This is a genomic window from Candidatus Phycosocius spiralis, from assembly GCF_030158815.1.
Lineage (GTDB): Bacteria > Pseudomonadota > Alphaproteobacteria > Caulobacterales > Aquidulcibacteraceae > Aquidulcibacter > Aquidulcibacter spiralis.
Genome location: NZ_BPFZ01000016.1, coordinates 1 through 21,071 on the forward strand (window position 1 = coordinate 1; position 21,071 = coordinate 21,071).

At 51.4% G+C, this 21,071-nt stretch carries 13 protein-coding genes and 1 pseudogene; 7 read left to right on the forward strand and 7 right to left on the reverse strand.

From position 1 onward, the window contains the following. From PsB1_RS10480 to PsB1_RS10490, 3 genes are all read right to left on the reverse strand, one after another. Nucleotides 1-272 (reverse strand): acyltransferase family protein (locus tag PsB1_RS10480; protein ID WP_284361230.1); only part of this gene is annotated, 272 nt, incomplete at its 3' end. A 347-nt stretch (nucleotides 273-619) separates the two neighbouring features. Then, a complete protein-coding gene (locus PsB1_RS10485; RefSeq protein ID WP_284361233.1) occupies nucleotides 620-2,281 on the reverse strand; it encodes an MFS transporter in 1,662 nt (553 codons plus the stop codon). A 31-nt stretch (nucleotides 2,282-2,312) separates the two neighbouring features. Then, nucleotides 2,313-3,383, reverse strand: a complete 1,071-nt coding sequence (locus PsB1_RS10490; RefSeq protein ID WP_284361236.1) for a DcaP family trimeric outer membrane transporter — start codon at nucleotides 3,381-3,383, stop codon at nucleotides 2,313-2,315. A 521-nt stretch (nucleotides 3,384-3,904) separates the two neighbouring features. Between PsB1_RS10490 and acs the strand changes: the two genes are divergently transcribed. Together acs and PsB1_RS10500 are read left to right on the forward strand one after the other, a co-directional pair. After that, complete coding sequence (acs, locus tag PsB1_RS10495; protein ID WP_284361239.1) at nucleotides 3,905-5,830, forward strand: acetate--CoA ligase; 1,926 nt, start codon at nucleotides 3,905-3,907, stop codon at nucleotides 5,828-5,830. Nucleotides 5,831-5,837: 7 nt separating this feature from the next. Continuing rightward, nucleotides 5,838-6,458, forward strand: a complete 621-nt coding sequence (locus PsB1_RS10500) for a response regulator (protein ID WP_284361241.1) — start codon at nucleotides 5,838-5,840, stop codon at nucleotides 6,456-6,458. A gap of 19 nt (nucleotides 6,459-6,477) precedes the next feature. On the opposite strand, the pseudogene PsB1_RS11870 reads toward PsB1_RS10500, so the two are convergent. Both PsB1_RS11870 and PsB1_RS10515 read right to left on the reverse strand, forming a co-directional pair. After that, nucleotides 6,478-7,458 (reverse strand): annotated as a pseudogene (locus PsB1_RS11870) (ATP-binding response regulator). A gap of 43 nt (nucleotides 7,459-7,501) precedes the next feature. Next, on the reverse strand, nucleotides 7,502-8,680 hold the full coding sequence (locus tag PsB1_RS10515; RefSeq protein WP_284361246.1) for an SLC5/6 family protein: 1,179 nt from the start codon (nucleotides 8,678-8,680) through the stop codon (nucleotides 7,502-7,504). A gap of 161 nt (nucleotides 8,681-8,841) precedes the next feature. On the opposite strand from PsB1_RS10515, the gene proS reads away from it, so the two are divergent. The 4 genes from proS (at nucleotide 8,842) to dnaE (ending at nucleotide 15,919) form a co-directional block, all read left to right on the forward strand. Then, nucleotides 8,842-10,191, forward strand: coding sequence for a proline--tRNA ligase (gene proS, locus PsB1_RS10520; protein ID WP_284361413.1), 1,350 nt, complete (start codon nucleotides 8,842-8,844; stop codon nucleotides 10,189-10,191). Continuing rightward, nucleotides 10,188-11,465, forward strand: coding sequence for a lipoprotein-releasing ABC transporter permease subunit (locus tag PsB1_RS10525; protein ID WP_284361248.1), 1,278 nt, complete (start codon nucleotides 10,188-10,190; stop codon nucleotides 11,463-11,465). Before proS ends, PsB1_RS10525 begins: the two co-directional genes overlap by 4 nt. Further along, nucleotides 11,458-12,138 (forward strand): ABC transporter ATP-binding protein, encoded by a 681-nt coding sequence (locus PsB1_RS10530; RefSeq protein ID WP_284361250.1) that lies wholly within the window; start codon nucleotides 11,458-11,460, stop codon nucleotides 12,136-12,138. The genes PsB1_RS10525 and PsB1_RS10530 overlap by 8 nt, the downstream gene beginning before the upstream one ends. A 358-nt stretch (nucleotides 12,139-12,496) precedes the next feature. Continuing rightward, the gene (gene dnaE / locus PsB1_RS10535; RefSeq protein ID WP_284361415.1) at nucleotides 12,497-15,919 is read left to right on the forward strand and encodes a DNA polymerase III subunit alpha; all 3,423 of its coding nucleotides are present in this window, start codon (nucleotides 12,497-12,499) and stop codon (nucleotides 15,917-15,919) included. A gap of 93 nt (nucleotides 15,920-16,012) precedes the next feature. Here dnaE and purB read toward each other — a convergent pair whose 3' ends face one another. Further along, complete coding sequence (gene purB / locus PsB1_RS10540) at nucleotides 16,013-17,329, reverse strand: adenylosuccinate lyase (protein WP_284361252.1); 1,317 nt, start codon at nucleotides 17,327-17,329, stop codon at nucleotides 16,013-16,015. Between the two features lie 112 nt (nucleotides 17,330-17,441). Then, the gene (locus PsB1_RS10545) at nucleotides 17,442-18,875 is read right to left on the reverse strand and encodes a spinster family MFS transporter (RefSeq protein ID WP_284361254.1); all 1,434 of its coding nucleotides are present in this window, start codon (nucleotides 18,873-18,875) and stop codon (nucleotides 17,442-17,444) included. A 387-nt stretch (nucleotides 18,876-19,262) separates the two neighbouring features. On the opposite strand from PsB1_RS10545, the gene PsB1_RS10550 reads away from it, so the two are divergent. Then, complete coding sequence (locus PsB1_RS10550; protein WP_284361256.1) at nucleotides 19,263-21,059, forward strand: acetolactate synthase 3 large subunit; 1,797 nt, start codon at nucleotides 19,263-19,265, stop codon at nucleotides 21,057-21,059. Nucleotides 21,060-21,071: the final 12 nt, after the last annotated feature.

Below are 21,071 nucleotides of genomic sequence, written 5' to 3' on the forward strand. Positions count from 1 at the left end.
CCAATCATTAAGCATAATAAAATTGCTATGACATAAGCAGGATAAATTCGACGAATTCTTTTTCGTGCAAAATCAAGTTTTGTAGTGCTATTTAGATAACTTTGTGTAACTAAAAAACCACTAATGGAAAAAAATCCTTTTACTGCAAAATCTGAGTTAAACAACAATAAAAAGCGACTAAATTCTGGAGCTTGTGTTAGGGAAGCAAGGTGAGCGAAAACAACAATGAATGCCAGGACGATTCTTACGCCGTCAAAGTTATTTTTGTCCATTTGAAGCGTAACTCTAATTCTTCTGTAGCGCTGGTTTTGCCCTGATCAAGGCAAGAATGATATGGCTTTATGAAAAGGGATGCTCTTAGTCTTGCCATGCACTCATATATTGCGATGTTTCACTAACCCAATAGCATGCTTAAAGCTATAGCTGTTAAAGCAACTTCATGACCCATGCGCTTATAGTCTCGATTTTCCCGCATGGTTTACCTCAGCCCAATGATCCTTAACCTGAGTTAATAATGGGTGAAAGGTACATCATGCGCTTCACAATAATCAGTTTTGGATTGCAGAAAAAAGCCTGCAACCTGAAGCAGCTGGCTATAGAGTTGAATTTCTGGGCCGTTCTAATGGTCGAGGCTTCGCTTGAAAGTTTCTGGCAATAAAATCAGACCAAGAATGGCTGTCAGTCCTGCAATTAGGACCGGATACCAAAGGCCATAATAAATGTCCCCCGTTGCTGCCACCATTGCAAAAGCTGTGGTTGGCAAAAATCCACCAAACCAGCCATTACCAATGTGATAGGGCAGGGACATCGACGTGTAGCGGATATGGCTGGGGAAAATCTCAACCAACAGTGCCGCGATTGGACCATAAACTGCGGTAACCAAGATCACCAGATAGAAAAGGATCGCTATGACCATGGGTTTATTGATGGTTGCTGGATCAGCTTTAGCAGGATAGCCAGCCTTGGTTAAAGCGGCTTTGAGGCTGTCTTGATACTTGGTGATCGCGGCTTTTTTATCGGCCCCTGTGACCACATTAGGATCTGGGGCCACATAGATTTCGGTCCCAATTTTAACTGAAGCGATCGTGCCAATTGGTGCGTCAACACGCTGATAACTCACCCCACTTTTGGCTAAAAAGAATTTGGCAATGTCGCAGCTTTTGGTATCAAATTTGTTTTTCCCAACCGGGTCAAATTGAACCGAACAATCGGCTTTATTGACTGTTACACTTACAGGGGCCGATTGTTGGGCCTGAGCCAATGCGGGGTTAGCGGCTTGGGTAAGTGCATGAAACACCGGGAAATAGGTGAGAGCTGCCAAGGCGCATCCGGCCAAGATAATCGGCTTACGACCGATTTTATCTGAAAGCCAACCAAAGAATACAAAGCCTGGTGTACCTAAAACCAAAGCAACCGCGATAAGAATATTGGTGGTTGCCCCATCGACCTTGAGCATTTTTTCTAGGAAGAACAAAGCGTAAAATTGACCTGTGTACCAGACAACGGCTTGGCCTGCGACTGCACCGATCAAGACAATGATCACCCATTTTAAGTTTGACCAGGTGCCAAAGGCTTCTGTTAGTGGGGCTTTAGATGTTTTTCCTTGGTCCTTCATTTTTTGGAACACAGGGCTTTCATTCAACTGCATGCGGATCCAGATCGAGACCGCCAATAAGACGATGGAGATCAAGAATGGTATGCGCCAGCCCCAGACTTTAAAGGTTTCTTCGCCTAAGTTGCTGCGAACCCCTATGACAGTGATCAGGGCGGCAAACAGGCCAAGTGTGGCCGTGGTTTGGATCCAGCTGGTATAAAGACCGCGTTTGTTTTGGGGAGCATGCTCTGCGACATAGGTTGCTGCCCCACCATATTCGCCTCCCATGGCTAAACCTTGTAACAGTCGCAACCCAATTAAGATGATTGGTGCTGCGACGCCAATACTTGCATACGATGGTAAGAGACCCACGGCAAACGTCGCAAGCCCCATCAGACCCATCGTTACCAAAAACGTGTTCTTACGTCCAACCAAGTCACCGATGCGGCCAAACACCAAGGCCCCAAATGGACGAACAGCAAACCCCGCTGCAAAGGCACCCAGTGCAAGTATAAAGCCCGTGGTCTCATTCACACCAGAAAAAAATTGGGCAGAAATATAGGTCGCCAGAAGACCGTACAGGTAAAAGTCGTACCACTCAAAGACGGTACCTAGCGAAGATGCACCGATGACTAAGCGATGGCTTTGGCTTTTCGCTAAATCCTCTATTGTGGATATATTAGCCATGATTGCCTCCCAGTTTAAAGTTTAAGTTGGCTTAGAAGACGTATTTGCCAACAAATTCGAGGCGATCGAGATCGCCGTTGGCCCCATTGACCAATTCTCGCTGCCCATGTCGGTATTCGACACCTAGGTCGAAGCCTTTGACGGGAGACCAAAACACATTGCCCGCGATGCTGCTGGCCGATTTATTGAAAGTGGCAAGAGAGACGGCACTTAGCGCGCTATCATAATCAGCCTCTTGATAGCTCGCCATCAAAGTTGAGCGTACGGTCGGCGTAAAATTGATGCGAAGTGCTGCAAAGCCTGCAAAGTTTTTCACTTCCTTGAGGTCGTTGGTGGCTGCGACATAAATTGTATCAGGGGCAAAGTTCAGGCCCAGATAGCGCCCGATACCCGTGCCGTAGCTTCCCATGAAGCGGAAGTCATAGCGATTGGACGGCCCAAAATTAAACCGGCCCGCCACACTGGCACCATAAGCCGAACGCGCGTCACCAATGGTGCCATTATCCACTGACAAGCGTCGCGCGATACCCGCAACTGACATTTCACCTTTAGCGAGTTTGAAATTGAGGCGCCCGACCAAATCAGGAACGGTATCATCATCATTTTCAAGCAGTGCTGGAGCACCAGAATTGGCACTCGCCGTCTCGGGATTTTCGACTGCGAGCTGCAACGTCGTCATCGCGTTTAAGGGCGTCGTATAGCGGATCAAAGGCTGACGGGCGAAGACGCTGCCCTCGGTTGGGCCAATAAAGTCGGTACTTTCAGGCAAAGCGCCGACATTTTGAAAGGTGGACCATTCTTCGCCAATCGTTAGCTTGTCGAATTGGACGTAAGCGCGACGTAGTGCGAAGTCATAGCCGTTGGTTGTGCGCTCTGACCCTTGGGTGCCGGCTGCGGTTTGAAAATCGGCTTCGACAAGGCCTTTGAGTGTATGTCCCGCGATTGGTGTTTCGGTTGCTAGGAAAATGCGGGTTTGTTTGGTTGAAAAATCATTGTCGATATTCTCACGAACCCCGCCAACTGGAATGGTTTGGGGCAGATAAAAATCGCGCCCCAGATCGGCGGCCGCAACATCACCACTGCTATAGCGGCTGAAGGCCATAACGGTTTTAACAAAACCACCAAGCTTGAAGTTAGTTGCCCCGACGGGAAGCCATCAGCGGCAGGAGCGGGCCCGACAGCGGGTGCTGGGGTTGATACCAATTGTACCGGCACGGTGGCCATTTGGGCGCGCAGCTTTTCGTTTTCTGCTTGGGTTTGGGTTAATTGGGTTTGCACCGTTCCAAACAGCTTTTCCAGCGCGGCAACGCGCGCTTCAAGTTCTTGCTCTTTAGCGGTTTGGGCTTGAACCGGCGATCCCAAAATGGCGATGCTTGCAACACTTAGAACCAAGAATTTGCTCAAACTTCCAATGTCGTGCAGTTTCAATCTTTCCATGGCTGTTTCCCCGTTGTCGATGCCACCATTTTGATGTGCATCTGTGTTTGATTGGGGTCATTTTCACCTGTTCGTGAGAAGTCGCATAGATAGACTTTGGTCTAGGGTGTGCAGTGTCGCACAATGGGCTAAGACGTCCTTAAATCACGCCACAGCCAAGCTGGCGCAAAAGTGGGAGGCCATCAGATGACAGCGATTTATCCAATCCCCGAGGAATGGGCAAAAAAAGCCGTGATTTCACAGGCTGGGTATCAAGCAGCTTACGCGCAGTCGATCCAAGATCCAGATCGTTTTTGGACAAAAGAGGCGTCTCGTATCGATTGGATGGTGCCATTTTCCAAAGTACAAACCACGAGTTTTGAGGAGGCTGACTTTGGTATCTCATGGTTTGAAGATGGTGTGTTGAATGTCTCTGCCAATTGTATGGATCGCCACTTGGTCGAGCGTGGGGATCAGGTAGCGATTCTTTGGGAAGGCGATGACCCCAGTCAAACCCGTAAAATCACCTATCAAGAATTGCACGCCGACGTGTGTCGTTTAGCCAATGTGCTTAAAAAACTAGGTGTGAAAAAAGGCCACCGCGTTACGCTTTATCTGCCGATGATCCCTGAAGCCGCGATTGCCATGTTGGCCTGCACGCGCATCGGCGCGATCCATTCGGTGGTATTTGGTGGCTTCTCGCCTGAAGCCTTGGCGGGGCGCATTCAAGATTGCGATTCAAGCCTTGTGATTACCGCCGACGCCGGCCGACGTGGCGGGAAAGTAGTATCGCTCAAAGCCAATGTAGATATAGCTTTGAACTCCTGCCCATCCGTAAAAGACGTGATTGTGGTTGCCCATGCGGGCCAGGATACGGCGATGACGGCAGGGCGAGATCATTGGTATAGTGAGCTTGTTGGCGCCGCTAGCGCGCAGTGCGCGCCTGAGCCGATGAATGCAGAAGACCCGCTCTTTATTCTTTATACCTCCGGCAGTACGGGTAAGCCCAAAGGCGTGCTTCATTCCACCGGCGGTTATTTGGTTTGGGTCGCCATGACCTTTTCCTATATTTTCAATTATAGAAATGGCGACGTGTTTTGGTGCGCGGCCGATATCGGCTGGGTCACGGGTCATTCCTATGTTGTCTACGGCCCCCTTGCTAATGGCGCAACGACTTTAATGTTTGAAGGTGTCCCCAATTATCCAGACCACAGTCGCTTTTGGCAGATTTGTGACCGTTATCAAGTAAATATCTTCTATGCCGCACCAACCGCTTTGCGCGCTTTGATGCGTGAGGGTAATGAGTATGTAACCAAGACATCGCGTAAGTCATTGCGTTTGTTGGGCAGTGTGGGTGAGCCCATTAATCCTGAAGCTTGGGAATGGTATTATCATGTTGTCGGCGAAGGGCGCTGTCCGATTGTCGATACGTGGTGGCAAACCGAAACAGGTGGCGCGATGATCGCGCCTTTACCAGGCGCCATGGCCCTAAAGCCGGGCTCTGCGACTTTGCCAATGTTTGGCGTTGTCACCGAACTCGTGGACGCAGAAGGGCGCGTTTTAGATGGACCAGGTGAGGGTAATTTGTGTTTAACCCGCAGTTGGCCCGGCCAGATGCGCACCATTTGGGGCGATCATGACCGCTTTTTCCAGACCTATTTTTCGACTTATCCAGGCAAATATTTTACAGGCGATGGCTGTCGGCGCGATGAAGATGGCTATCACTGGATAACCGGGCGTGTGGACGATGTGATCAATGTGTCGGGCCACCGAATGGGAACTGCAGAAGTGGAAAGTGCTTTAGTGGCCCACGCCAAAGTCGCCGAAGCGGCTGTGGTCGGATATCCCCATGACATTAAAGGGCAGGGCATTTATGCTTATGTGACGTTGAATTCAGATGCAACCGCCAGTTCAGAAGTGAAAGATGATTTGATAAAATGGGTGCGCAAAGAAATTGGCCCTATCGCCACGCCTGATGTGATCCATTTTGCCCCTAGCCTGCCCAAAACCCGTAGCGGCAAAATCATGCGCCGGATTTTGCGCAAAATTGCTGAAGGTGATGTCTCAAACCTTGGTGACATCACGACCTTGGCGGATCCTTCGGTAATTGAGAGTTTGATCGCCACACGGTGATAATCCGATGTCTGCTACCATTCTGATCGCGGATGATCATCCACTTTATCGTCAAGCGCTTGCCATGGCCGCACGCCAGATGCGACCTGACGCACGTTTGGTTGAATGCGCGAATCTATCTTCTGCGTTGCGCGAAGCCAATGCGGCAGACGATCTAATCTTAATCCTGCTTGACCTCAAAATGCCGGGCGCTGAGGGCTATTCGGGGGTTGCGCTTCTGCATGCTGAGAAACCTGGTGTGCCGATCTTGGTCGTATCTAGCGAAGAAGCCATAGATGCCGCCAAAAATGCCCTGCGCTTCGGTGCGGTAGGATTTATTGCCAAATCTGCTGACTTAAGCGTCATTGAAGGCGCGATTGGTGACGCCTTGGCCGGGCGTCGTCTTGCCCCGCCGATAGACAGCGATCTTGACCCAATCGCGGCTGAAATCACCAGCCTGACGCCAACCCAACTGCGGGTTTTGCTTGGGGTCATGCAAGGGCTTTTGAATAAGCAAATCGCCTTTGACCTTAAAATCAGTGAGGCCACGGTCAAAGCTCATATGACGGCGATTTTAAAGAAACTCGATGTCCAAAACCGCACCCAAGCGGTGTTGGCAGCACGTGCGCTTGGGCTTGCACTTCGCTAAACGCGATGAAAGGGCCAATTTAGGTGTGAAGCCAGCGTTCCAGAACATATGGATCAACAGGCTTGGCGAGCACCGGCACATGCTGCGCGGCTGCGCGCGCCCCAATCGAAGGGTCTAAAGAAGCAGTGATCAAAGCAAAGCGCGCACCGGGCTTTTGTTTGGCTAATTCATCAATTATTTCAAGGCCATACATATTTGCCGTGGGTTCAGGCGAGCTTAATCCATCGGCTAGTGCTAAGTTGAAATCAACCAGTGCAACGTCAAATTCAGACCCGAAACCAAGCGCTTCCTGGGATGTTCGCATAAGGAACGCTTTATGACCAAAGCCACTCAGGAAGCTATGCATGGCTTGTTGAATAACTAGATCATCCTCGATCACTAAAACGCGCAATGGCTTTTGGATGATTGATGTAGGGCCCGCGGCCACACGCTGTACAAGCTTATCTGGTAAACTATCTTGCTGCGACGCAATCGGTAGGGTCACACTAAAACGACTACCATGACCGACACGCGATTGCATGGAGATGGTGTGCCCAAGCAGGCGCGCTATACGCTCCACAATTGCTAAACCAAGACGAATACCGCCTTCACCCGAAGTTGAAAGGCGCTCACACTCACGGAAAATGCTCTGTTACTGATGGCTCGGAATGCCGGAGCCGGTATCAAACACGTCAATCCGCACATGGGTGCCGAGCCGACGCACACCCACGACGATACCGCCGCTGTCAGTATAGCGTATGGCGTTGGACAGGAAGTTTTGCACAATCGACTTGAGCAATGCAGGGTCGGTATGAACCCAGATATTGCGGCTCACTAGCCGCAATTCTATCCCCTTTTCTTCGGCCAGAGGGGTTATGGTTTCTTTGAGTTCTCCAAGAAACGGGGGCAAATGGAAAATCCTAGGGACGGGCACAACCCCACCCGCATCCAACTTGGCGGCTAAGGCATCTTGATTGGTTCGATAAGTGGCTAACACTAAAATAGGCGCAAATTGTGCCATTGCTGCAAAGGCCACCAAACCAATTGCGGCGAGGGGTTGTTGGTCAGATATACGCAAAGCCCAAATGAGCTACACCCATAATGGTGCCAATCACGAACCGGCGCGCCAAAAACAAGGTGTCGCCAAAATCCGCAGTCGCCGCATCAGCACGTTTGCGCAATAAGGCAGGTGCGACCAAATCATTTGAAACCATGGTGGCAAGTGCAATGGTCTCGACCAGCACCATCGAGGTGGCAGCAGACAGGCCCCCTAAAAATACGAATACCGCAATAAAAGTATGGCCTCGCGATAGGGGCAGTCCCAAGACGAATAGATCCGGGCTGGCGGACGACGGGAGGAAAGCGATACCCGCTGCGGCAATCGGCACCACCACCAATAAAGTCGCCAGCATATAAACAACAAACGGCCAGCGTGCTTGTTCGACATCACGGCTAGATGTTGCGCCAATCACCATGATGTAAAATTGCCTGGGCAGAGCGATAATCGCCGCCATCGACATAAAGGTGAAAACAAAAAAATCGGCATTAATCTTGCCGGGATCGAAAATCGTGGCCACGCTTTGAGAAGTGGCCGTTAGGACGCTTGGTGTTTCTTGACCAAACAGCATGATCGCGAGCGATGCGACCACTAAAAGTGCAATCAGCTTCACAACTGATTCAAATCCCACCGCAAATAAAACAGCATCATTGCGCGAGGAGGCTTCATAGCGGCGCGTGCCATAAAGCATGGCCCATAGCGCCAAGAGGCCCGCCGAAACACAGGCGATAACAGGGATGTTCTGGACGCCTGAAACCAAGGCAAAGGTCGTGCTTAGGGACCGTAATTGTAGGGCAATATAAGGAATTGAGCCCAACAACGCCAATATTGTAACCAAGGCTGCCACCACCCGGCTGCTACCAAATCGGCCACCAATGAATTCAGAGATGGAGTTTGCCCCATCGCTTTTCACCGCATCGATCATGCGGATCAAAAAGGCCCGGCCGAATAAAAGCAGAATGGGTCCAAGATAAATCGGCAGATAGGACCACCCGTCCGCAACCGCACTGCCAACGGCCCCATAATAAGTCCAAGTGGTGCAATAGACGCCTATCGCAAACGCATAGGCAGGGCCACGCAGCGCGGACTTCAGCTTCTCGCTACTTTTGCCCTCCGCCCAGGACGCAAAAGCAAATAATAACCCTGCGTAAAGCAAGGCCAAAATAAATGGCAAGGCACCTTGCATGCGTATTCCACCCTTTTCACCCAGCGTGACAATGGAGGGGCCCGATGTCTAGGCTTATTTCTGAGGATCGGACCCAGCTAGAATTTGTTTGAGAACAGCGGTGCGAATTGCCTGACAGGCCAGCACAGACTATGGCAGTCCTGAAAGAGAAGGTGATCGCTATGCGCATGTCGCGCTATTTTCTGCCCGTAACAAAAGAAACCCCTGCCCATGCAGAAATCATCTCCCATCAATTGATGCTGCGCACCGGCATGATCAAGCAGCATTCTGCTGGCATTTATTCGTGGTTGCCGCTTGGCCTTAAGGTCTTGCAAAAAATTGAAGCCATCGTGCGCCAAGAGCAAAACCGTTCCGGCGCGCTGGAAGTTTTGATGCCAACCATGCAGGGGGCAGATCTTTGGCGTGAGAGTGGGCGTTATGATGCTTATGGTGCTGAGATGTTGCGCATCACCGACCGGCACGAGCGCGACCTATTGTTTGGGCCTACTGCCGAAGAAGTGGTCACTGATATTTTCCGCAATCATGTGCGCTCCTACAAGGAGTTACCGCTTAATCTCTATAACATCCAATGGAAGTTCCGTGATGAAGTACGCCCACGGTTTGGCGTGATGCGCGGGCGTGAGTTCTTGATGAAGGATGCTTATAGCTTTGATTTAGACGAAACTGGTGCCCGCGATGCCTATCGCAAAATGTTTCTTGCCTATCTTAAAACCTTTCAGCGCTTGGGCTTGAAAGCTGTACCCATGCGGGCTGATACAGGCCCGATTGGTGGCGATTTAAGCCATGAATTTTTGGTCTTAGCCCCCACGGGCGAAAGCGGTGTTTATTATGACGCGATTTATGATGAAACCGATTGGGCGAGCTTGGATATCAGCTTTGACAATACACCCAAAGCACGTGCAGCGCGCGCAGAGACCGTTGATCGCATCGTTAAAGCCTATGCTGCGACCGATGAAATTCACGATGAAGTAAGGTTTAATGCCGAAGTAACCCCGGATCGGCGCCGTACCGGGCGCGGCATTGAAGTGGGCCATATCTTCTTTTTTGGTACCAAATATTCTGCACCCATGCATGCCAAAGTGGTAGGCCCAGACGGCAAGGATTGCTTGGTACAAATGGGTTCTTACGGGATTGGCGTGTCGCGTTTGGTTGGTGCCATCATTGAAGCCAGCCATGATGAGCATGGCATCATTTGGCCTGATGCAGTTGCCCCTTATGATGTTGGCATTATCAGCTTGCGGGCAGGTGATAGCTTAGTGGATGGGACGTGTGAGCAGGCCTATCAAACCCTGCTTAATGCGGGCCTTGACCCCCTTTACGATGATCGCGATGATCGGCCTGGTGCAAAATTTGCCACCATGGACCTCATCGGTGTGCCTAACCAATTGATCGTGGGGCCTAAGGGGCTTGTAGCTGGCTTGGTTGAGGTCAAAGACCGTAAATCCGGGGCTAAAGTGGAAATGCCGCTAGAAAGTGCTTTGGCTTGCCTATCCACAAAGGCCCCTGCATGAGCCATGGTCGCGCCCGCCCGTTTGGCGTATGGGAACGCACTCTTGCCGCGCGTTATCTGCGTGCGCGCAAGCAGGACGGTGGCGTCGCGCTGATTTCCCTAATTAGCTTTATCGGCATTTTTCTAGCCGTCGCTGTTTTGATCATCGTGATGAGCGTGATGAATGGCTTTCGCGCCGAGCTTTTGGGCCGCATTCTAGGCGTCAATGGTCATGTCTTTGTCGATGTTCGCAATATGCCTATTCCCCAAGCGCAGGCAATCCTTGTTAAAGCCCAAGCGCTGCCCGGTGTTGTCGATGTCATGGCCAAGGTGGAAGGCCAAGTGATGGCGGTGGGCCAGGGTGGTGCAGTTGCCCGCGGCGCGATGGTGACTGGGCTTTCGCGAGCAGATTTTATCAAGCTCAAGTTGGTCTCATCCAATATAGTCGGGGGGAATTTGAGCACTTGGGGCAAGGGTGAGTATGGTGGTGATGAGATTGCCATGGGCTCAAGACTGGCTGAAGCTTTAGGCATATTGCCTGGCGATTATGTTCAACTGATCTCACCCCAAGGTGCCTCCACCCCTTTTGGCACTACCCCGCGCATAAAAGATTATCGGGTGTCGGCGATTTTTGACATCGGTATGAGTGAATATGATGCCACCTTTATTTATATGCCAATAAAACAGGCCCAGTTGTTCTTCTCAAAAGAAGCCAGTTGGGATAGCCTTGAAGTGCGGATGAAAGATCCCGATGATGCTGATCAATTGGCGCAATCGGTTGTAAAGCTTGCCGATAATCGCTTTGTTACCACATGGCGGCAACAATCAGAAAGCCTGGTTTCGGCTTTGCAGGTAGAGCGTAATGTGATGCGCTTGATCTTGATGCTGATCGTGGCCATTGCCGCCATGAACATTATTTCTGGCTTGGTGATGCTCGTCAAAAACAAAGGTCGCGACATTGCGATTTTGCGTACCATGGGAGCCACGCGAGGCTCCATCATGCGCGTCTTTATGATGGCGGGGGCAAGCGTTGGGGTTCTAGCGACCTTGGCGGGCGCTGTTGGGGGCACTTTGTTTTGCCTCAACATAGGGGCGATCCAAAAGGGCGTTGAGTTTATTTTTGGTCCGGTCTTTAACGCCGACATCTATTTTCTAAGCCAAATCCCGGCCAAGGTAGAGTGGCATGAGGTAATAACTACCGCACTATTTGCCGCCATCGCCAGCGTCGTGGCGACGCTGCCACCTTCTTGGCGGGCTTCCAAGCTCGATCCGGTTGAGGCTTTGCGTTATGAATAGTCCAGTTTTGCGTTTAACCGATTTGCGCCGGATTTATGCGACCAAAGCCGGCCCGCTTGAAGTTCTCAAGGGCGTGAACCTCACCATCATGCCCGGCGAAATCGTAGCTTTGATTGGCCCGTCGGGATCTGGCAAGTCATCCTTGCTCCATGCCGCTGGCCTATTGGAGATCTTTCAAGGTGGGCGGGTTGAGCTTGCTGGCATTGATGCGACGGCACTACCCGACGCCGCCCGCACGGCCTTACGCCGTACCGCACTGGGCTTTGTATACCAGTTTCACCACTTGTTGCCGGAGTTTACAGCCCGCGACAATGTGGCGCTGCCCCAATGGATCGCTGGCGTCAGCCAGAACGAGGCTAAAGCCCGCGCACAAGCGCTATTGGAACTTATGGGGCTGAAAGATCGCGCAGAACACCAGCCCGGCGAATTATCAGGGGGCGAGCAGCAGCGAGTGGCGATTGCGCGCGCTTTAGCTAATCAGCCGGCCTTGTTGATCGCCGACGAGCCCACCGGCAATCTTGATCCGACCACTTCGGCCTTTGTGTTTGAAACCTTTCGTAAGGCCACGCGGGAGGAGGGGACTTCTGCTCTCGTCGCTACCCATAATGTGGATTTGGCGCGCCAGATGGACCGCGTGTTCCGTCTCGACAATGGCCGTCTCGTTGAAGGCTAAGTTTCTTTTCAAACTATGCCATCGGCTGCAATTGTCATGCACAGAGGGCTTGTTTTGAGAACAAAACATGAATAGAACATAATAAGAACACACGGAGATTTAAGATGGCCCAACTTCAAGATGCAGCAGCCTTCGCTGCAATTCTGGCTTTTACGCTTATGGCCTGGGGCTGGGGTGCTGTTATCGGCTGAGGATGGTTTAAGTTCTGATGTCGGCTGGGGCTGACATTTTCCTGCAAGTCCTGTCACACTAGCACCATGGTTTTTGGGTCGTAGTGGGGTCTTTGATGGTAGAGTTTAAGGGTGTTGGGCATGGAAACACAGGTTTTATAAATGAGACGCCCAAGCCACGTCCTGCAATGGGGCCAAAGTTCGTGCATCTGCGTGTGCGATCGGCCTATTCTCTTTTAGATGGGGCGATGACCGTTAAAAACCTTGCAGACATTGCGGCCAAATCTGGCTGCGCTGCTGTTGGCATTTCTGACCCTAATCTTTTTGGTGCTTTGGAATATTCAGAAGCCATGGTGGAGAAGTGCATACAGCCAATCATGGGATTGTGTCTGCCCGTTTGCTTTTTAGCAAAAAAGCCAGCAAGCCAGCCCGGTCCAGATGGAAACATTGCTCTAATTGCCCAAAATAGTGCCGGATGGGCCAATTTAATGGCTTTATCGAGCCAATCATTCCTGGATATCCCTGCTGGCTCCTTACCCCATGTGACACTGGCGCAAGTTCTAGCCCACCATGAGGGGGTGATCTGTCTCAGCGGTGGTCGCGAAGGCATTGTCTCGCGCGCATTAATGGCCAATTTAGAGGCTGAAGCGGCATTTTTGGTTGAGCAATTACGCACAGCATTTAAGGACCGATTTTATATTGAGCTACAGCGCCACGCTATGGCGGATGAGGCGATTACAGAGCCTCAATTGATTGATTTAGCCTATCATTTGTCCTTACCCTTGGTGGCCAGTAATGACGTCCGCTTTGAAAGCCCAAATCGACATGGCGCGCAGGACGTATTAATGTGCATTGGCCAAGCCACCCGCGTGGCCGATGAAAAGCGCGATCGCGTGTCGCCGCATCATTGCTTCAAAAGCGAAGCCGAAATGATCGAATTATTTTCCGATTTACCAGAAGCCCTCGACAACAGCGTGGATATCGCGCGCCGTTGTGCGGTACGTCCCTTGGTACGGTCTCCAATCCTGCCCCGGTTTCCCTCCACGGAAGGCCGCGATGAGCCTGAAGAACTTGCCACCCAGGCACGTGCCGGTTTGGAAGCCCGGCTCGCCAAGAGGCCACCGGTTATGGCGCGGGAAATCTATCAACAGCGCTTGGAGCATGAAATCAATGTGATCAATCGGATGGGCTTTGCAGGCTATTTCCTCATCGTGGCTGATTTTATCAAATGGTCAAAGGAAAATCATATTCCGGTGGGGCCGGGGCGGGGCTCCGGGGCGGGATCTCTGGTCGCTTATTCTTTGACCATTACAGATCTTGATCCTTTGGCCTTTGGCTTGTTGTTTGAACGCTTTTTGAACCCAGAGCGCATTTCCATGCCCGACTTTGACATTGATTTTTGTCAAGAAAAGCGTGATCTTGTCATTGATTATGTACAAAAGAAATATGGTGCAGACCGGGTAGCGCAAATCATCACCTTTGGCACCTTACAAGCGCGTGCGGCGCTGCGCGATGTCGGCCGGGTGCTCGACATGTCCTATGGCCAAGTCGATCGACTAGCCAAGCTTGTGCCCAATAATCCAGCGGCTCCGATCAGTTTAGCCCAAGCCATTAAGGAAGAGCCGCGTCTTAGAGAAGAAAGCGGGCGGGACAGCGATGTCCGCATGCTTCTAGAAACAGCTATTGAACTAGAGGGTCTTTATCGCAACGCTTCCACCCACGCCGCAGGTGTGGTAATCGGCGACCGCCCGTTGCACCAATTGGTACCCCTTTACAAGGATCCAAGATCAAGCCTTCCTGCCACCCAGTTCAACATGAAATGGGTAGAGCCTGCGGGCCTTGTCAAATTCGATTTTCTAGGTCTTAAAACTCTAACTGTCATCCAACGCGCACTTGATTTTTTGAAGCTTCGCGGCGTTGAGGTAGATCTCGACACTTTGCCCTTTGATGATCCTAAGACCTATGAATTATTAGCTTCGGGTAAAACCATGGGTGTGTTTCAGCTTGAAAGTCAGGGCATGCGCGATACGTTGCGCAAAATGCGGGCCGATACGCTCGATGACATTATTGCTTTGATTTCTCTCTATCGTCCTGGCCCTATGAAGAATATTGAGACCTATTGTGATGTGAAATTCGGTCGCAAGCAGGCGGATTATCTTCACCCTAGCCTTGAACCCATTTTGAGAGAAACCCAAGGCGTCATCATTTATCAAGAACAGGTGATGCAGATTGCCCAAATTCTTTCGGGCTATTCACTGGGGGAAGCGGATTTATTACGCCGTGCTATGGGGAAGAAAAAGCCCGAAGAAATGGCAATGCAAAAGGATCGTTTTGTTTCAGGTGCCACAGAGCGCGGCGTCGAAGCGGAATTGGCCGACCACATCTTTGAGCTGGTCAGTGAGTTTGCGGGTTATGGATTTAACAAATCCCATGCCGCCGCTTATGCTGTTATCGCGTACCAAACGGCATGGCTCAAGGCGAATTACCCAGTAGAATTTATGGCCGCCTCCATGTCCTTAGACGTGGATGACACCGATAAATTGGCCGCTTTTGTCCAAGAAGCCAAAAGCATGAAGATTAAGATTTTATCACCTGATTTAAACTCATCCGATGCAGATTTTAGTGTGCAAGGTGATGCGATCCGCTATGCGCTTGGCGCAATTAAAGCGGTCGGAGTTGCTGCCATGAGGCAAGTCGTGGCAAATCGAAATGCCCAAGGCGTATTTAAATCCTTGCACGATCTTGCCGAACGCGTCGATCCAAGGCTATTAAGTCGGCGCACGTTTGAGACTTTAGCTAAGGCTGGCGCTTTTGATAGCATTGAGCCTAATCGGGCATTAGTGTTTGCGGCCACAGATCAATTGGTGGCCCATGCCAATGCCGCAGCTAGTGATCGACAAAGTGCACAGACGAGCTTGTTCGGCGATAGCGCCCTACCCCCAAGGGCTCCCCTTCCTAGTGTCAAACCTTGGACTTCGCAAGAACGCTTGGATTATGAATTTCAAGCCCTTGGTCTGTTTTTATCGGGTCATCCACTGGAGGATCTCACAGATGCTCTGCGGCGACGCCAAACCGTATTTTATTCAGAAATCTCCTCCAAAATGCAAGGTGTCGACGCCATATTTAGGATGGTAGGGGTTGTACGTGGGCGTAAAGAGCGCCCAGCCCGGGATGGGGGAAAATTTGCTTGGGTGACTTTAAGCGATCCAACCGGTGAATTTGAGGTAATGATCATGCCCGAAGTGCTAGATGATGCTCGCGCTTTATTGGACCCTGGCACTTCCATCAGCTTTCGCGCCAAGGCTCGGCTGCGCGATGGTGACTTAAAGCTAACCGCAGAACATATTGAATGGCTCGACCAAGCCGATCTTACAGGGTGCAAGGGCGTGAAGGTCTTTTTGGAACGGGGGGCAGCTTTGAGCGACCTTGCTAAAGTCACACAAGCCCTTCGTAATAGCCCATCCTCGAATTGTGGTGAGTTGCGCATCGTCGTTGAATTATCCGATGGCAGCGAAGTCGAGCTGCAAGCTCCGGGCCGTTTTCCCATTGATGTCTCTGCCCGCCGAGCCCTTAAAAGTGCAGCGGGTGTTCAATCCGTCGCTGAGTTTTGAGGGATGTGTGAGTGGTTGTGCTTGACACTCCCCTTTTCTTTTCGCGCGTGGGGGCATTATCTTTAATTCTCAGATATTCTAAACAGGAGAGCCCTACCCAAACACCCGCGCAAAAATCGTATCGACTTGGGCAAAATGGTGGCTGTCATCGAATAGGCTGGTTAGATGGTCGGACCGTAAAAGCGCTGTGACTTTTGGGTCAGCGCGCAAGCGTGTTAGAAAAGCGTCACTCGGACGAGGGCTGGGCATGGACCACACCGCCATCGCATTGGCCTGCACCAAACTATAGGCCTCTTCGCGGCTGGCACCGGCTTGGGTGAGGGCTAAGAGAACGCGTTGGGAATTATGCAAGCCGCCCAATAAATCGAGATTGGCTTTCATCCGATCTGGATAGATCAAGAGCTTTTCGACCACCCCCGCTAACCGATGCAAGGCAAAATCAAGATGGATAGTGGCGTCAGGCCCAATCCCGCGCTCCACACTTGAGTGGGAGATATCGCGTTCATGCCACAAGGCGACATTTTCAAGCGCGGGTACAGCGGCAGAGCGCACCAGACGCGCCAAGCCTGTCAAATTCTCCGTCAAAACTGGATTGCGCTTATGGGGCATTGCTGAGGAGCCTTTTTGACCTTCTGAGAAGAATTCTTCGGCCTCGAGTACTTCGGTACGCTGCATATGGCGGATTTCGGTGGCGAGACGCTCAATTGATGAAGCAACTACCGCCAAAGCACAAAAGAAGGCGGCATGGCGATCACGCGGGATCACCTGGGTGGAAACAGGCTCAATGGTAAGGCCCATTTGAGCTGCAACATGGGCTTCCACGCGCGGGTCGATTTGCGCGAACGTACCAACAGCACCAGAGATAGCACAAGTGGCAATCTCGGCCTTGGCGGCAACCAAACGGTCCTTGGCGCGGGAAAATTCGGCATAAAAGCCCGCCAAAGTGATACCAAAAGTGGTGGGCTCGGCATGGATGCCATGGCTTCTCCCAATGCGCACACTGTACATATGCTCTAAGGCGCGGGTTTTAAGGGCCGCCAACACCCGCTCTACCCCGCAAACCAAGAGATCACTCGCACGCGCTAATTGCACCGATAAGCAAGTATCCAGCACGTCAGAGCTCGTCATGCCCTGATGCACAAAGCGTGCTTCAGGCCCCACGATTTCGGCCAGATGGGTCAAAAAGGCGATCACATCATGCTTGGTCTGCGCTTCAATCTCATCAATGCGCGCGACATCGAACGTGGCGTTCCCGGCCTTTTCCCAAATCTTTGCCGCTGCTTGCTTAGGGATGACGCCCAATTCAGCTAGTGCATCTGCGGCATGGGCCTCAATCTCAAACCAGATTTTAAAGCGGGTTTGAGCATCCCAGATGGCGATCATTTCAGGGCGGGCATAGCGGGGGATCATGGTTGAAGCTTTCGCAAATTGGATTAGGCATCAAGAATAGATTGCCAACACGTTTGCGCTGGCAATCCTAGGGAAGCGGATGTGTGCCAAGAAGGACCAGTCGCGCTTCAGGTCAAGTCGCATTTGCTTCAGCTTCGGTGGCTTGCAAATCCTCAACGATGGTTTTTCGGGCCAGAATGAAGAAGATAATCGCTAAAATGCCCACCGATGAGGTCGTCAAAAGGGACCATCTAATCCCCTCAGCCTGCGCGATTTTACACATCTGGTCAGCTGCCGTCTGCGCACCACCCTTGCAGAAACTGGAATAATCAAAGCCAGAGCCTAAAGTTAAGAAGTGATGTTGGGCAAAATAGTCTGAGAAAAAACCGATGGCGGTGGGCCCAGCACCCAGACCGATCATATTGACAACAAACAACATGATAGCCACCGCCGTCGCGCGCGTGCGTGGCTGCACCAAGCTTTGGACCGCAGCATAGACAGGCCCGTACCACAAGGAATTCAACAAGGTTGGTATCGCAAGCAATAAAATGGCAATAGAAGCTGATTGGGCGAACATGGCCAACCAGAAAAACGGGATACCGAGCATAAAAGCAACCAAAGGCACACTCATATAAGCGCGCTGATCTTTCCTTGCCGCCTTATCGGCCAAAATCCCGCCGATTAAGGTGCCCACAACCCCTGACACTAAGGTCATACCCGCCATAGCACCACCACGTTCAGCCAATCCCATTTCATGCACACGGGTTAAAAAAGAGGGTAAAAAATAGGCATGACCATAGCCTAAAAAGGAAACCGTGGTGGCCGCCAGCACAGCGTACCAATAGGATTTTTTGGAGCGAAGCTCCACCAAAGCGTCTTTGAAACTTGGGGCAGTACTGGAATGGGCTTTGGTAATTAAGCCCAAACTCCGGGGCTCTTTAAGGGTGATCCAAGCAAGGATGCCGATCACAATACCCGGTAAACCAACAGCAAAAAAAGCAGTTCGCCAGCCAAAATGCTGGGCGATCAAAGCCCCAATGATAAAGCCCAACGCCGAACCAATAGGAACCCCTAAAGAGTAAAAGGCCAGCGCCGATGCACGCTTATCTGGGCTTACATAATCAGATATTAAGGAGTGGGCAGGGGGGGTACACCCCGCTTCGCCAACCCCAACTCCGATGCGTGACAACAACAAGTGAGTAAAGTTCTGAGCCGCACCTGATACAGCGGTAAACCCACTCCAGACCACCACAGCTATTGAGATTATTCTAACCCGGTTTCCCCGTTCTGCAATGCGCGCTATAGGTATTCCAAGCAAGGTATAGAAAAAGGCAAATGCCAAGCCGCCCAACAGGCCCAATTGTTTGTCACTAAGGCCCAGAGATTGTTTAATCGGCTCTGCCAATATCGCGACAATCTGGCGATCCACAAAGTTTAGGGTGTAAATTACCAACAACACCCACAATGCGTAGCGGACGTAAGCCGGGCTAAAAGGTCCTTCATGTGTGGGCAGAGGCATTTTATTGTTTGTATCGACCGATTTGGCCCCGTCTGTGGTCTCGCGCATCTGGCTGTTTCCCCTCTGCACAGGTCTAAGGCCTGCCTTTGCTGATCGGCCTAGCATCTAGATGTTGGTGGAAAAAGCAAGGGCAGGTCACTTCAAGCTTAAGTGAGGCTTCAACGGTCCCTTAGGTATAAAAAACCATGATACACAGATTCGTGATAAAAAAATGCCGATTAATAAGACTTGACCAATCCTGTGCGCATGTTTATGCCTCTTAACTAAGTTTGGGGAGACACCATCATGCGCAACGTCGCATACGCACTTGTGATCAGGCCGCGCGGGGGTGGGGGATAATTCCCTCGCTTCCATGCGGCGTTGCACCAATGGGGCTCAACAGGCCCCTTTTTTTATACCTCAAATCCAGCCATAAGACTTTTTTGGAACACTGCCATGTATGACACCCACACCAAGGCCGCCGCCAAAATCGCCAACAAGCCCATCGAAATGACAGGGGCTGAAATTCTGGTGCGCGCTATGCAAGAAGTGGGTGTGGATACGATATTTGGCTATCCTGGTGGGGCGGTTCTGCCGATTTATGATGCTTTGTTTCAGCAAGAAACCATCCAACACATATTGGTGCGCCATGAACAAGGCGCTGGCCATGCGGCAGAAGGTTATGCACGCTCAACAGGCAAATGCGGGGTATTATTGGTGACCTCGGGTCCTGGTGCCACCAATGCGGTAACGGCACTGGTTGATGCCTTGATGGATTCCATCCCCTTGGTATGTATCACTGGGCAAGTCCCATCGCATTTGATTGGGTCAGATGCGTTTCAGGAGTGCGACACCACCGGGATCACGCGTTCGGCGACCAAGCATAATTATCTGGTAAAAGACGTCGATGACCTTGAACGGGTGATCCATGAGGCTTTCCATGTTGCGACAACGGGGCGCCCCGGCCCAGTTTTGATCGATATTCCCAAGGATGTTCAGTTCAAAAAGACGCTTTATCGCGGTAGGCCTCACGATTTATCGCGCAAATATAACCCGCCAACACAACCAGATCCATTAGCCATTGAAAAGGGAGTTGCCCTAATGTCTTTGGCCAGAAAGCCGATCTTTTATACGGGCGGGGGTGTCGTTAATGCAGGGCCAGAAGCCTCAGTTCTATTGCGCCAATTGGTGGCGGCAACTGGCTTTCCTGTCACGTCTACCTTGATGGGGCTTGGGGCGTTTCCGGCAAGTAACGAAAAGTGGCTGGGCATGTTGGGTATGCACGGCGCCTATGAAGCCAACATGGCCATGCATGATTGTGATGTTATGATCTGCTTGGGTGCGCGCTTTGATGACCGGGTGACAGGGCGGTTGGACGCATTCTCCCCCAATTCCAAGAAAATTCATGTTGATATTGACCCTTCGAGCATCAATAAGAACGTGCGTGTTGATATTGGGATAGTCGCCGATGTCGGCAAAGCGATGGCCGCTATGCTGGAGCGTTGGAACGCCATTGTCGGTAAGCCTGCCCAATTGTCCGCTTGGAACGCACAAATCGCGCACTGGCGGGCGCGCAAGGGCTTTGCCTACAGGCAGTCAGGTGAGGTGATTAAGCCCCAATATGCGGTTGAACGCCTCTATGAGATGACCAAGCACCATGAGACCTACATCACCACCGAAGTGGGTCAGCATCAAATGTGGGCCGCCCAATTTTACCGTTTTGAAGAACCTAATCGCTGGATGACTTCAGGTGGGCTTGGCACCATGGGTTATGGATTGCCTGCGGCCATCGGTGTGCAATTGGCGCATAAGGACGCCTTGGTGATTGATATTGCCGGGGAAGCCAGCATCCAAATGTGCATCCAAGAAATGAGCTGCGCTGTACAATATGGCCTGCCGGTTAAAATCTTCATCCTCAATAATGAATGGATGGGCATGGTGCGCCAATGGCAACAATTGCTGCATGGGGAGCGTTATTCGCAAAGCTATTCGCACTCCTTACCCGATTTTGTGAAACTGGCCGAAGCCTTTGGCGCCAAAGGGATACGGTGTAAGGATCCTGCTTTATTGGACGATGCGATCCAAGCGATGGTCGATCACGATGGCCCCGTGATCTTTGATTGCCGCGTCATCAAAGACGAAAATTGTTTCCCGATGATCCCATCGGGTGCCGCCCATAATGAGATGCTGTTGGGCGATGATGGCCAGGATTTGGGCAGCGCAATTGATGAGAAGGGGCGCCAGTTGGTGTAGGGGGGAATTGGT

Coding starts and splice junctions, on each gene's coding strand:
- PsB1_RS10485 (WP_284361233.1), bottom strand. CDS start 2,281: ATGGCTAATATATCCACAATAGAGGATTTAGCGAAAAGCCAAAGCCAT.
- PsB1_RS10490 (WP_284361236.1), bottom strand. CDS start 3,383: ATGGCCTTCAGCCGCTATAGCAGTGGTGATGTTGCGGCCGCCGATCTG.
- acs (WP_284361239.1), top strand. CDS start 3,905: ATGACAGCGATTTATCCAATCCCCGAGGAATGGGCAAAAAAAGCCGTG.
- PsB1_RS10500 (WP_284361241.1), top strand. CDS start 5,838: ATGTCTGCTACCATTCTGATCGCGGATGATCATCCACTTTATCGTCAA.
- PsB1_RS10515 (WP_284361246.1), bottom strand. CDS start 8,680: ATGCAAGGTGCCTTGCCATTTATTTTGGCCTTGCTTTACGCAGGGTTA.
- proS (WP_284361413.1), top strand. CDS start 8,842: ATGCGCATGTCGCGCTATTTTCTGCCCGTAACAAAAGAAACCCCTGCC.
- PsB1_RS10525 (WP_284361248.1), top strand. CDS start 10,188: ATGAGCCATGGTCGCGCCCGCCCGTTTGGCGTATGGGAACGCACTCTT.
- PsB1_RS10530 (WP_284361250.1), top strand. CDS start 11,458: ATGAATAGTCCAGTTTTGCGTTTAACCGATTTGCGCCGGATTTATGCG.
- dnaE (WP_284361415.1), top strand. CDS start 12,497: ATGGGGCCAAAGTTCGTGCATCTGCGTGTGCGATCGGCCTATTCTCTT.
- purB (WP_284361252.1), bottom strand. CDS start 17,329: ATGATCCCCCGCTATGCCCGCCCTGAAATGATCGCCATCTGGGATGCT.
- PsB1_RS10545 (WP_284361254.1), bottom strand. CDS start 18,875: ATGCGCGAGACCACAGACGGGGCCAAATCGGTCGATACAAACAATAAA.
- PsB1_RS10550 (WP_284361256.1), top strand. CDS start 19,263: ATGTATGACACCCACACCAAGGCCGCCGCCAAAATCGCCAACAAGCCC.